This is a genomic window from Anaerospora sp., from assembly GCF_032013335.1.
Taxonomy (GTDB): Bacteria; Bacillota; Negativicutes; order Sporomusales; family DSM-15969; genus Anaerospora.
Genome location: NZ_DALZUO010000018.1, coordinates 67,378 through 80,601, shown reverse-complemented (window position 1 = coordinate 80,601; position 13,224 = coordinate 67,378). Strand labels below are relative to the sequence as shown.

The following is a 13,224-nucleotide window of genomic DNA, read 5'->3' as shown; positions in this document are numbered from 1 at the left end:
TTTTTGGTACTTTTGTATCAAGACAAAAGTACAGAACTACAATCCCTTGCTTCCCAGTCTCTTAAAACTTATAAACGCTGATAGTGATAAAAAGGAGACCTGCCGGTCTCCTTTTCCCCATGCTGATCAAAGTTTTTTCATTAAACGTTTACGGGTATGACGAGCTTGGCGCATCAATTGGCGAGTACCATCTTTGATCGCATCTACACTGCGTTCAGCAATTGGTTTCTTCTGCGGTTTACTCATCGGGCTTACGACAAGACCTAGAAAAGCTCCTACCAGGCTGCCCCATAATAATCCGTGCCAAAATTTGTTCTGCATTTGCTCACCCCTCCTGTAAATTAATCATACTTTCCAACGGATCAGCATAAAGGGTTAATGTTCCATCAGGTTCAACATTAAAAATTTTCGTAGTTGATCCCTGCACAATAAATTCCACGCAACAATCCCAACAGTAAAACTGATCGGGCCCTACTTTACCAATACCTCGCTGCCCGCACACAGGACAAGTTGTCACTTCATCCACCTCACACTATTACTCCTGGGGTTCGGGATGAATAAGTTTGGCCATTGTTTCCGGAACAATCAGTTTGTCCCCGCCAACAACTTGCACTTGGGGCAACGGCATAAGCATCCGACCATGAATCAAATCGGTTATTATTCCATCTGAAACTTGATAAGCTTTAATTTCCCCTGTTGATGGCTCAAAAAGAACATCAACCAGTACACCAAGGTTTAATCCTGTTTCCGTAAAAATTTGCTTATTCAGCAGCTCTTTGAGCGAACAGGTAACTTCCGATGAAATAAATTCAGCGATTGCTTTGCGGCTGCTGCGGATAGTGACCGCATCACGCCCTATACTGAATAAGTCATGAAAGAGAAAGCCTTGATTGTCGGCAAACCAGCTTGATCCCGAAATCATAATACCGATAACTGATGCCATTTCAATATCCAATATTACTTCCCGTACCTCTCCAATCTGTATACCGGTTTCTATCTCCAGTATTGGCAGTCCTAGCAAATCATGCAGTTTTTGCATTAGCAGGCCTCCCCAACAGAATGGTAGTACTAGTATTGCCGAAATTCATCGTTTTTATAAAAAAATAAAAACTTTTTGAAGTGCCAGCTGAGAATAATCTAGTTTCAACGGATTACTTTATTGATGATGCCGCCGCCAAAAACACAGTCTCCCTCGTAAAAGACGATTGACTGGCCAGGGGTAATCGCCCGCTGTGGCTGGCTGAAGCGTATATGAACCGAACCATTAGGTTGAGGAACAATATGAGCCGGCGCTTCTTTCGCACTATAGCGAATTTTTGCAGTTAATGTGATCGGTTCCGTTAAGGCGTCAACATTGATAAGATTAAGATCATCTGCAATTAATTCACTGGCAAAAACATCTTTATCAGTGCCGACGATAAGCGCATTTTTTTCATTATCCAATGCGACTACATACAGCGGTGTCCCCGCAGCAATACCTAATCCTTTGCGCTGTCCCACCGTATATAATGGTAATCCTTTATGAATTCCCAGAACATTTCCGTGAGTATCTATTATTTCACCTGGCTTAAGTGAAGCAGGCGCTTTATCTTCAAGAAAGCTTTTATAATCATCATTGGGAATAAAACATATTTCCTGGCTATCAGGCTTATCAGCTACAGATAAACCAAGATCCCGGGCCATTTGCCTTGTCTGCACTTTGGTATAATCGCCAAGCGGCATTAAAAAGTGTTTTAAGGTATGCTGCGTTAAATGGTAGAGCGCATACGACTGGTCCTTGGTAGTATCCATTCCCTTACACAAGGTATAGCGCTTGCTTTTTTCATTAAAACCAATACGAGCGTAATGACCAGTAGCAAGATATTGAGCATCTAACGCTAGCGCTCTTTTTAACAAGCCTTCAAATTTAACGTAGCGGTTACAGACGATACAGGGATTCGGCGTTCGTCCTCCTGCATACTCACGAATAAAATAATCAACAACTGTCTCTTGAAACATTTGGCGAAAATTCAATACATAATGTGGAATACCAAGCTTATCTGCAACCCTCCGGGCATCACTGACTGCAGAAAGAGAACAGCACCCTTGGTGATCCTCTGCTTCACTTTCGGGCAGGTTATCATCCCAAATTTGCATTGTTGCTCCAATAACATCATAGCCTTGATGAACAAGAAGGGCGGCAGTTAAAGAACTGTCCACCCCTCCACTCATGGCTACAACCACTCTGGGTTTAGCACACATGAAATCACTGTCCTTTTTTGGCGATGTAATCTTTAATGGCTTCATGCAATGCATCAGCTGCAAGATTCGAACAATGCATTTTTGCCGGAGGCAATCCTCCTAAAGCTTCTGCAACGGCTTGGTTGGAGATTTCAAGAGCCTCCTCAAGTGTTTTACCTTTAACCATTTCCGTCACCATGCTGCTAGTGGCAATCGCGGCTCCACAGCCAAATGTTTTAAATTTCACATCTTCAATAATATTGTTTTCTACTTTTAAATATATGCGCATAATATCGCCGCATTTGGCATTGCCGACTTCGCCCACACCATTGGCATCCTGAATAGCACCGACATTGCGGGGATTTGTAAAATGGTCCATTACTTTATCGGTATACATACTTATCTCTCCTAACTTTTAATGATGATGACAATTTTGACAAGGATTTAACGGTTTTGGACCATCGTCGCTGTTATATAAAGGAGACATTTGCCTTAATCTTTCCACGATCTCAGGAAGAACTTCCAGACAGTAATCAACTTCTGCCTCGGTATTACCTCGTCCTAGCGTTAGGCGAAGAGAACCATGAGCTACTTCATGTGTAAGTCCCATTGCCAAGAGAACGTGTGATGGATCTAACGATCCCGATGTACAGGCAGAACCACTTGATGCTGCAATCCCTTTTAAATCAAGATTCAGCAGTAAAGACTCTCCTTCAAGGAATAGGAAACTAAAGTTAGCACTGCCTGGCAGACGCTCTGTGGGATGGCCATTTAGTTTTGTGTGCGGAATCACTTCCATAACACCTTTGATTAATTTATCACGCAATGCCGTAATATGGGCAATTTTCTTATCCATTTCATTTTGGGCTACTTCCGCCGCTTTTCCAAGCCCGACAATTCCGGGAACATTTTCAGTACCGGCACGCATATTTCTTTCATGAGCACCACCGTGCTGAATAGCTTCAATGCGTACTCCTTTGCGGACATACAAGCCGCCAATCCCTTTCGGTCCATGAAACTTATGCGCTGAAAATGACAGCAGATCTATATTCAATTCCTTGACATCAATGGGATAGCTGCCGACCGCCTGAACAGCATCAGTATGAAAATAAATACCTTTTTCACGTGCCAATTGTCCGATTTTCTGAACTGGCTGTATTGTCCCAACTTCATTATTAGCAAACATAATACTAATTAAAATTGTTTTATCCGTTATTGCATTCTTAAGCTCTTCTATTGATACCATGCCATATTCGTCAACAGGAAGATACGTAATCGTAAATCCTTGTTTTTCTAAATATTCACAGGTATGTAAGATAGCGTGATGCTCAATAGCAGACGTAATAATATGATTGCCTTTTTTCCGGTTTGCAAAAGCAATCCCTTTAAGAGCAAGGTTATCGCCTTCCGTGCCGCCGCTTGTGAAAAATATTTCGTTACTGCTCGCATTAAGTAAAGCCGCTACTTTATCTCGGGCCTCATCAATCGCTTTGCGTGCTTCACGGCCAAAGGCATGAACACTTGACGCATTGCCAAATTTCTCAGTCATATACTCTACAGTAAGCTTTGCAACTTCCGTATCAACTGGCGTAGTTGCTGAATGGTCAAAATAAATGCGTTTCATTTCATTCATCTCCTTGAAACTTTTCTTCCTGGCATAGGTCTGCAAGAGTTATCGAGTCCAGAACCTGATTGATACTGTCACGGACTTTAGCCCACACCCCGCGAGTCACACAAATTCCTGCCCGCTGGCAATAATCATGGCCTGCATCGGTAGACAGCAAACAATCAACTGGTGCAATCGGTCCTTCCATAATACAAATAATGTTACCGACTGTAATTTGCCCTGGCTCTTTTGTTAAAGAATAGCCTCCTTGAGCACCACGTATACTCTTCACATAACCTGCTTTACGGAGTGTACCCATTAATTGCTCCAAATAGTGTTCAGAAATTCCTTGTCGTTGGGCAACACTTTTTAATGATATAGGCCCCTGACCGTAATGCAGCGCCAAATCATACATCGCAGCCACGCCATATCGGCCTTTCGTCGATAGTTTCACTGCAACCTCTCCTGTTTCCCGACTAATTCAATAGGTTTTCTTATAATAAAAATATAACAGAAAAAAATAGTGTTGTCAAAGCCAAAAAGCGCATGCTAGTTATTACTATTTTGGATAATTACCATTGGTTTTATCCTTTTTCCGGCGGCTAGCGAGAATGCCAGCAAAATCGCCTTCTTTTCCTCTGTTTTGGGGATGATAATAAGTAATTCCCTGCAAATTCGCGGGTAAATAAGTTTGTTCAATCCACCCGCCCTCATAGTCATGAGGATAGCGATATTCCGCACCGTGACCCAGTTTTTTGGCTCCTTTATAATGAGAATCCCGTAAGTGCAGGGGAACGTCACCACAGTTGCGGCTTTTCACATCCGACATGGCATGCTCAATTGCCACATAGGCTGCATTACTCTTCGCAGCACAGGCTATATAAGAAACCGCTTGTGCCAACGGTATCTTTGCCTCAGGCATGCCAATAAATTGAACTGCCTGGGCAGCTGCCATGGCAAGAACCAAGGCTTGGGGGTCCGCATTGCCAACATCTTCTGCTGCACATATGACCAGGCGGCGGGCAATAAATTTTACATCCTCACCGGCTGCTAGCATTCTGGCCAGATAATGCAGTGCCGCATCGGGGTCAGAACCTCTCATACTCTTAATAAAGGCTGAAACGATATCATAATGATTATCCCCATTTTTATCATATCGTTGTATTTTTTCACCAGCGACAGCTTTAACGGTTTCAATCGTCAATTGTTCCTTCTGCGCTTTGGCCATTGTTACCGTCTGTTCAAGAATATTCAATGCCGTTCGGGCATCACCGGCACTAATTTCTGCAATCGCAGTCAGGGCTTCCTTTTGATACTCGGTCTGGTCCATTTCCAAACCACACTCTTTATTAGACAAAGCCCTCTCTAAAATAGCAACAATATCATCGACTTCTAAAGCAGTCAGTCGTATAACACGCGTCCTTGATAATAACGGTGAATTCACTTCAAAATACGGATTTTCCGTTGTTGCGCCAATTAAAATAACCGTACCGTCTTCCACATAGGGAAGCAGGGCATCCTGCTGACTTTTATTAAAGCGGTGGATCTCATCAATAAATAAGATTGTCCTTTTTTGATACAGTCGAAGCCGGTCTTTAGCAGATTCCACAATTTTGCGTATATCACCTACACCGGATGTAACAGCATTTAACTTTTCATAGGTACTATTTGTCCTGGCAGCAATAATATGAGCCAATGTTGTTTTTCCTGTTCCTGGAGGCCCAAATAAAATCAACGAAGGTACATTATCACTTTCAATCATGCGGCGTAAGAACTTTCCGTTCCCAATTATTTCTTTTTGTCCATAAAATTCATCTAAGGTTGTCGGCCGCATGCGTACTGCCAATGGGGCTTGTCCGGCTGAGTGTGCTTCACCGGCATAACTAAACAAATCCATGTAATCACCCTTTTACGATTCGCGCAGTTACCCCAATTACGTAGTCAATATCTTCACGTGTTACTCCATAATGAGTCACCATGCGAATTTTATACTCACCAAATGCATTCACTTTAATTCCATTTGTTTTAAATTCGTCAACAAGTTCTTTTGCTGTTTTACCAGTTGCTGCAACATCAACCATGATAATATTGGTTTGAATTGTGGACACATCAATCTTTAATCCCAAGTCAGCCAATGCAAGTCCTAATATCCGGGCGTTATCATGATCTTCTCCTAGGCGATCAACCATGTCGGTCAATGCAAGAATACCTGCAGCAGCTAAAATTCCCGCCTGTCGAAGTCCTCCCCCCAGCATTTTGCGGAATCGGCGTGCTTTTTCAATAAACTCACGTTTACCTACAAGCAAAGAACCCACTGGAGCACCTAGTCCCTTGGATAGGCAGAATTGCACAGAGTCAGCATAGCAGGTTAACGCATCTACAGGCACGCCCTGCGCAACAGCTGCATTAAAAATCCGGGCACCATCCATATGGATAGGAATATGATGGGCCGTCGCCACTTCGCGAATAGCAGCTAACCCCTCTTTTGTATAGCACGTTCCCCCTGCACGGTTGTGCGTATTTTCCAGACATATCAGTCCTGTATCAGGCACATGAATATCAATGCCGCGGATAGCACCTCGTATTTGATCTGCACTAAGGATTCCCTTGTCCCCGACTAATGGGCGCGCTTGAGCACCGGACAAGCATGCTAAGCCAGCTACTTCAAAGTAGTAAATATGAGACTCGGCCTCACAAATAATCTCGTCACTTTTTTTCGTATGTACCATCGCTGCTATTTGATTACCCATCGTGCCGCTTGTCATAAACAAACCCGCTTCTTTACCTGTTAGCTGCGCTCCTAACGCTTCTAATCTCGAAATAGTGGGATCTTCCTGATACACGTCATCTCCCACTTCGGCTTCATACATTGCTTTTCTCATTGCAGCGGTTGGGTGAGTTACAGTATCACTGCGCAAATCAACATATTTCATTATCATCGCTCTCCCCTATCTGTTTTCTTTATAATTCTGGAGAAATTGTAAAACTCCTATACATTTTTTTGTAAATAATAGCAAAAAACCGCAAATTCATAATAATGAACTGCGGTTTTTTAAAATCGTATCCCCACCATGCCGTTTTGACCGTTGTTTTGAACCTGCCTATGCAGGTGGGTGCCTTCCTGATTATTTTATGTTTCCCTATTAAGGGCCTGCATGCTATAACCAGAGTCAGGCTCCCGTCTTACTTGTGTTGGCTCAAAACATCAGTGCTACACAAACACAGCAGGGTTTTTAAATTATTAGACTATTTAGTTTATATAATAACAAACTTTGCTATCATTTGCAAGTCAACAGCCGACGGTATATATTACCAACTGATGCTGAAAAGATTATGACTTTTTAAGAACTACATCCGATTTAATATGTAATTCCTTTAATTGACGCAGCGACACCTCCGAGGGAGCTTGCGTCATCGTATCGATCGCACTTTGCGTTTTCGGGAAAGCAATGACGTCCCGAATGGAACTGCGTTTTGCCATGAGCATAACTAAACGGTCCAAGCCAAATGCAATACCACCATGAGGAGGGGTACCATATTCAAAGGCTTCTAAGAGATACCCGAATTTCTCATTGGCTTCTTCAGTGGAAAGTCCAATTGCTTTAAAAATTTTCTCCTGCAGTGTACGGTTATAGATCCGTATGCTGCCACCGCCAATTTCCGTACCGTTCAATACCATATCGTATGCCTTTGCTTTAATGGTGCCTGCGGCATCCGTATCAAGCTTGTCCATATCTTCATCACGTGGTGATGTAAAGGGATGGTGCATCGCCACATACCGCTTCTCTTCTGCATCATATTCGAACATAGGGAAATCGAGGACCCATGCAAAAGCCAGTTTATCAGGGTCAATGAGATCTAAGCGGCGTGCCATTTCCAGCCGAAGCTGGCCAAGCGCATTTGCAACTACTTGCGGCTGGTCGGCAATAATCAGCAGTAAATCGCCTTCAACAGCGCCAGTAGCCTCGGTAATTTTACCGATAATATCATCACTGAGGAACTTGGCGATTTGCGATTTTAAGCCTTCAGGAGTATAGCCAATCCAAGCAAGACCTTTAGCACCATGAGTTGAGACAAAATCCACCAGACCATCTAATTCACGGCGAGGAACATGAGCATAACCTTTAACATTAATCGCCTTAATGCTTCCGCCGCTTTGCAATACATTTTGGAACACTTTAAATTCCGTCGTACCAACAGCTGCTGTAATATCAACGATTTCCATATCAAAGCGCAGATCCGGTTTATCTGATCCATACTTATTCATGGCCTCATCGTAACTCAAGCGTTTAAAAGGGATTGCAATTTGTGCACCGAGAGATTCTTTGAAGATATGAACGACCATCGCTTCCATCATATTCAAGATGTCTTCGCGATCAATAAAGGACATTTCAATATCAAGCTGAGTAAATTCCGGCTGACGGTCAGCACGTAAATCTTCATCACGGAAGCAGCGGGTAATTTGGAAATACCGCTCCATGCCTGCTACCATCAGGATTTGTTTGAAAATCTGTGGTGATTGAGGCAATGCATAAAATTTTCCCGGATTAACCCTGCTGGGAACCAGATAATCGCGAGCCCCTTCAGGCGAACTCTTCATTAGCATAGGAGTTTCAATCTCAACAAAATCTTTTCTATCTAAAAAGTCACGCATTGCCTTTGTAACCCGGTGGCGCAACAATAAATTATACTGCATTTCAGGGCGCCGTAAATCTAAATACCGGTACTTAAGCCTGAGGTTTTCATCTACGTCAATGTTGTCCTGAATATAAAAAGGCGGCGTTTTTGCCGCATTCAAAATGCGCAAATCGGAGCCGTTAATTTCAATCTCTCCGGTAACCATATTCGGATTAACAGTTCCGGCATCACGGATTTTTACGGTGCCTTTAACTGCTAAAACATACTCGGAACGAACATCTTCCGCTTTATGGAACGCCTCTTTATCCATATCCGGTGAAAAAACAACCTGAACAATTCCGGAACGGTCTCGAAGATCAATAAAGATAAGTCCCCCATGATCGCGGCGCCGTGCCACCCAACCACAAACCACCACTTCTTCTCCGGCTTGTTTGAGTGAAAATTCGCCACAGCTGTGTGTGCGTTTCAGCCCTATCATTGTATCCATAACTAGCCCTTCCTCTCTGCCTTGAACTGCTGCTGAATTGTATCCATATCAATCAACTGCTGCTCACCGGTTTCCATATTTTTAAGCATGACTTTATTCTCTTTGACTTCTTCATCGCCAATAATAGCGACAAAGCGTGCAGGATACTTATTCGCATACTTCATTTGCGCCTTTAAGCTGCGATTCAAGAAGTCCATATCACAGGCGATTCCCGCTTGTCTTAACTGGCATAACAGCCTAAAGGCAGGTGCTTGCGCATTATCGCCTAGCGGCGCAATAAATACATCAATATCTGATTTTGCCTCAGGCAGCAGGTTTTGCTTTTCCAGTGCAAGCAGAACGCGTTCTAGCCCAACTGCAAAGCCTATCCCCGGAGTAGCTTGACCGCCGCACTCCTGAATCAGACCGTCATAACGGCCGCCGCCGCATACGGCACTTTGTGCACCAAGAGGCGAATACTGTATTTCAAAAGCAGTCTTGGTATAGTAATCCAAGCCGCGTACCAGCCGGGGATTTAAAACATAATCTACATCTGCTGCTGTCAACAGGCCTTTTAATTGTTCAAAATGTGCTTTGCACTCATCACACAGGCAATCTACCATTTGCGGGGCACCCTGTGAAAGAGCGGTACAAGCTTCCTTCTTACAATCCAGAATTCTCATTGGATTCCGGTCAAAGCGTGATTGACAATCACCACACATAGAAGATACTTTTTCTTTGAGAAATTCCTGCAGTCGGATTCTGTATACCGGTCTGCACTGAGGGCAGCCAACAGAGTTAATATTTAACTTTAATTCCGTTAACCCAAGCTGCCGTAAAAATTGAACTGCTAAAACAATAATCTCAGCATCAATTGCAGGCCCCTTCGCGCCTATTGCTTCAATTCCAAATTGGTGAAACTGGCGATACCTCCCTGCCTGGGGACGGTCATACCGAAACATTGGCCCCATATAAAACAATTTAGTTGGCTGCGGCCCAGCATAAAGCTTATGTTCCAGAAAGGCGCGTACAACAGCTGCGGTGTTCTCAGGCCTGAGCGTAATACTGCGCTCACCGCGATCAGTAAACGTATACATTTCCTTATCAACAATATCCGTTGTCTCACCAATACCGCGTAAAAATAGTTCCGTATGCTCAAACACAGGAGTCCTAATTTCACTGTACCCATAAATACGGCATAAATTATAAACCGTTTCTTCGATATATTGCCAATGGCCGCTTGTTTCGGGCAATATGTCTTTTGTCCCTCGCGGCGCTGTCGTTAACATGTAATGATCTCCTCCTTGCCAGCTACAAACAGATTATCTAACAATAATTGCCGCTCTCTTAAATAAACCGGCAAATTGCTTATGTACGCCAATACATCTTTAGCATTATAACATTTTTTCAAGTCAAAGGTCTCGCAATTCACAGCCTTTGTTCCTGCCGCAGGGCCTATGCCGATAACAGTTTGACGTTCCTCCATAATCTGCATATTATAGAGGCATTCCTTGCCTGGAAGTGAATAACCGACATTTTCCAAATTTCCCGTCATGTACTTTTGCCTGTATAAATAGTAGGGCTCCATCCCCAGCTGTCGGGCATAGGAGGCAGCTATACCGACCATTGCTCCGGTACTTTCTTCATTAGGCAGACTATGCTCACTAAGACTGGCTTTCAAACGGGAACCCTTTTTAAGGGCCAGCGTATGAACCGTTAGGTTATCCGGTTCAAGAGATGCAATTTTTCCCATAGTATCTATCATATCTTGTTCTGTCTCACCTGGCAAGCCAGCGATAACATCCATATTAATAATTCCGATCCCAGCTTGACGAAATTGGCGAAAAACAGCAATTATATCATTAACCGTGTGATTTCTTCCAATCCGGTCTAATGTTTTTTGCTGCATGGTCTGAGGATTTACACTGACGCGATTGACGCCATACCTTCTCATAGCGGCAATTTTCTCTGTTGTAATCGAATCAGGCCGACCGGCTTCCACCGTAAACTCTCTTGTATATGCATCAACAAAATAGTTGTTAATTTTCTTCAAAAGCTTAGCAAAATCAGCTTCCGATAGACTGGTCGGTGTACCGCCGCCTATATAAACCGATTGTACCGTAAGGCCGTATTTTCTAATACTTGCTAAAGCATTTGTCATATCAATGTCCAAGGCATTTAAAAAATCATCTACCTGAGACTGCTTGCCAGGCAGCGTATATCCAGGAAAGGAACAGTATAAACAGCGGGTTGGGCAGTAAGGAATGCCAATATAGATACTAACATTCCTTCCGACTCCTTCAGCTTGCGCTAAAATCGGTCGCTGCCTAACAGCAATATCAGCTACCAGATGAGCTTTTTCGGGAGCAACCCCATAATGGTGACTAAAATTATGAATGATCCTTTCTAATGGCTGCCCTTTATCCAACATGCGATGCACCAGCTTTGTCGGCCGAACACCGCGCAGAATTCCCCATGGCCCAGGATCATATGAGGTTATTTGCTTCATCATATTGAGTAGGTCAAGACGAAGAATCTGTTTTACGCTTGGCAGTACACCATTCCCTGCATACTCGATACTGCTGCACGCTTTTTTGACTATTCTTGCTCCACAAGTCTTATGGACCTCGATATGAGTAACAACTTGAGAGTCAGCACCTTCAATAGTTACGAGAAACTGGTCGCCTCCCGCTGTCTCAGCTGCTGGCCATACATTAAACAAGGCCATAACATCCTGGACATCACGAGAGTATTGCTGGTTTCCCGTATATTGATATTCACTCTTCATGTTCACGTTTTTTTTGGCAGTCTTCGCAATAACCATAAAACTTTACTTGATGGTCTACAATTTGAAATTTACTTTTACGGGCAATGACCGTTTCTAACGTTTCCATAAGATCATCTTCAAACTCTTTTACCGTACCACAATCAAGACAAATTAAGTGATGATGATGATGGAGTGTATTGGACTCGTTAATTTCATAGCGGCTCCGTCCATCACCAAAATCCATCTTTTGCAATACATCTAATTCACTCAGTAATTCTAATGTGCGGTACACAGTAGCTAATCCAATTTCAGGCGCTCGCTGCCTGACTATGTGGTAAACATCCTCGGCACTAAGATGTTTTTCTTCATGATCAACAAATGTTTGTAAAATAACCTGCCGCTGGGGTGTCAGCTTGTACTGCTTCTCATGAAACTTTTCTTTCAGGTCATTCATATTGATAGACATAAAATCACCTCACCTGCTTTCTCCATAATACCAAAGATGTCGAATAATCACCCGTAACAAGGCTGTCACCGGTACTGCCAGCATCATACCGACAACACCATAAATATGACCGCCGATTAACAAACTAACCACTACTAATATCGGGTGCAGATCTATGGTGTGTCCCATTATATTAGGTACAATCAAATGGTTTTCAATTTGCTGAATGAGTATATAAAAAATAATGACTTTAACAGCAAGTGCCGGAGCTGCAATATAGGCCAATAAAATCGCCGGTATTGCACCAATAATTGGGCCTACAATGGGAATAGTTTCTGTCAAGGTTGCCAGTAAGCCCAGTACTAATGGATAATCTACGCCTAATAGATACATTCCGCTGAAAACCAAAATCCCCATGATGATACTGATTACAATTTGCCCCCGGATATAACCGCTGATTACATTTCCCATTTCATTTGTCACATTCTGCAGCTGCTGCCGGTATTGCACAGAAAAAGCATTAATCAAGCCGCTTTGCAAGGAACGCCAATCTTTTAATAAGTAATATGTCAGGACAGGGACAACCACTAATTCAACTGCCTGCGAAGCAAAGCCGAAGACTGCATTAAGAATTCGCTTGGCCATTTCAACAGAGAAAGACGCCATATTAGCTATCCCTTGATTGAGCAAGTCTCTTACATTATCCGGCAGCTCCATTGCTGTAGCCTGTTGCTCAATTACCACAAGCAGGAATTGTATTCTTCTTACTAATCCCGGCAGGTCAATAACAAACTTATCAAACTCCTGGATAAAAGGAAATACAATGAATAATGCTGCTAATACAATGGCAAAAATGGCAACAACGAATGACAAAAGTACAGCGATTGACCGGGGCATCTGCCTTTTTCCCCATCGCTTAGGAAGGGAAACAAAACAATCAACAACTGAATTTAACAAGAAAGATAGAATTAGAGCTAAAATTACCGGCAAATAGATGGAAGTGACTTTAGTAAGCAGCCAGACGATCATCCCTACGATGATCACTCTGAGCCAGAATGAGGCTGTTTTCAGCACACGCTTCT

14 protein-coding genes and 1 other RNA gene are annotated in these 13,224 nt (G+C 43.1%); all 15 read right to left on the bottom strand.

What is annotated here, in order from left to right:
- Nucleotides 1-126: 126 nt before the first annotated feature.
- The 15 genes from RTR76_RS14405 to RTR76_RS14335 all read right to left on the bottom strand — a co-directional run bounded on the left by RTR76_RS14405 (nt 127) and on the right by RTR76_RS14335 (nt 13,216).
- Nucleotides 127-321 (bottom strand): hypothetical protein, encoded by a 195-nt coding sequence (locus RTR76_RS14405; RefSeq protein ID WP_312521849.1) that lies wholly within the window; start codon nt 319-321, stop codon nt 127-129.
- Nucleotides 322-325: 4 nt separating this feature from the next.
- On the bottom strand, nt 326-526 hold the full coding sequence (locus RTR76_RS14400; protein WP_312521847.1) for a hypothetical protein: 201 nt from the start codon (nt 524-526) through the stop codon (nt 326-328).
- A 9-nt stretch (nt 527-535) separates the two neighbouring features.
- Entirely contained in the window at nt 536-1,039 is a 504-nt protein-coding gene (locus RTR76_RS14395; RefSeq protein WP_312521845.1) for a PRC-barrel domain-containing protein, read from the bottom strand.
- 104 nt (nt 1,040-1,143) lie between these two features.
- Nucleotides 1,144-2,241 carry a tRNA 2-thiouridine(34) synthase MnmA gene (mnmA, locus tag RTR76_RS14390; protein WP_312521855.1) on the bottom strand — a complete coding sequence of 366 codons (1,098 nt, stop codon included), beginning with the start codon at nt 2,239-2,241 and terminating at the stop codon, nt 1,144-1,146.
- A gap of 4 nt (nt 2,242-2,245) precedes the next feature.
- Nucleotides 2,246-2,617 (bottom strand): Fe-S cluster assembly scaffold protein NifU, encoded by a 372-nt coding sequence (gene nifU, locus RTR76_RS14385; RefSeq protein ID WP_312521843.1) that lies wholly within the window; start codon nt 2,615-2,617, stop codon nt 2,246-2,248.
- Nucleotides 2,618-2,635: 18 nt separating this feature from the next.
- Nucleotides 2,636-3,844 carry a cysteine desulfurase NifS gene (gene nifS / locus RTR76_RS14380; RefSeq protein ID WP_312521841.1) on the bottom strand — a complete coding sequence of 403 codons (1,209 nt, stop codon included), beginning with the start codon at nt 3,842-3,844 and terminating at the stop codon, nt 2,636-2,638.
- Nucleotide 3,845: 1 nt separating this feature from the next.
- Nucleotides 3,846-4,280, bottom strand: a complete 435-nt coding sequence (locus RTR76_RS14375) for an Rrf2 family transcriptional regulator (RefSeq protein ID WP_312521839.1) — start codon at nt 4,278-4,280, stop codon at nt 3,846-3,848.
- A gap of 105 nt (nt 4,281-4,385) precedes the next feature.
- On the bottom strand, nt 4,386-5,723 hold the full coding sequence (locus tag RTR76_RS14370; RefSeq protein WP_312521837.1) for a replication-associated recombination protein A: 1,338 nt from the start codon (nt 5,721-5,723) through the stop codon (nt 4,386-4,388).
- A 4-nt stretch (nt 5,724-5,727) separates the two neighbouring features.
- The gene (gene ltaE / locus RTR76_RS14365) at nt 5,728-6,759 is read right to left on the bottom strand and encodes a low-specificity L-threonine aldolase (protein ID WP_312521836.1); all 1,032 of its coding nucleotides are present in this window, start codon (nt 6,757-6,759) and stop codon (nt 5,728-5,730) included.
- A 126-nt stretch (nt 6,760-6,885) separates the two neighbouring features.
- Nucleotides 6,886-7,060: non-coding RNA, 6S RNA (gene ssrS / locus RTR76_RS14360), on the bottom strand.
- A 97-nt stretch (nt 7,061-7,157) separates the two neighbouring features.
- Nucleotides 7,158-8,951: an aspartate--tRNA ligase gene (aspS, locus tag RTR76_RS14355; protein ID WP_312521834.1), complete on the bottom strand. Its 1,794-nt coding sequence runs from the start codon at nt 8,949-8,951 to the stop codon at nt 7,158-7,160.
- A 2-nt stretch (nt 8,952-8,953) separates the two neighbouring features.
- Complete coding sequence (hisS, locus tag RTR76_RS14350; protein ID WP_312521832.1) at nt 8,954-10,219, bottom strand: histidine--tRNA ligase; 1,266 nt, start codon at nt 10,217-10,219, stop codon at nt 8,954-8,956.
- Nucleotides 10,213-11,658, bottom strand: a complete 1,446-nt coding sequence (gene hemZ / locus RTR76_RS14345) for a coproporphyrinogen dehydrogenase HemZ (RefSeq protein ID WP_396145180.1) — start codon at nt 11,656-11,658, stop codon at nt 10,213-10,215. Before hemZ ends, hisS begins: the two co-directional genes overlap by 7 nt.
- 49 nt (nt 11,659-11,707) lie before the next feature.
- Nucleotides 11,708-12,163 (bottom strand): Fur family transcriptional regulator, encoded by a 456-nt coding sequence (locus RTR76_RS14340; RefSeq protein WP_312521828.1) that lies wholly within the window; start codon nt 12,161-12,163, stop codon nt 11,708-11,710.
- Nucleotides 12,164-12,172: 9 nt separating this feature from the next.
- Nucleotides 12,173-13,216, bottom strand: coding sequence for an AI-2E family transporter (locus tag RTR76_RS14335; RefSeq protein ID WP_312521826.1), 1,044 nt, complete (start codon nt 13,214-13,216; stop codon nt 12,173-12,175).
- Nucleotides 13,217-13,224 lie beyond the last annotated feature (8 nt).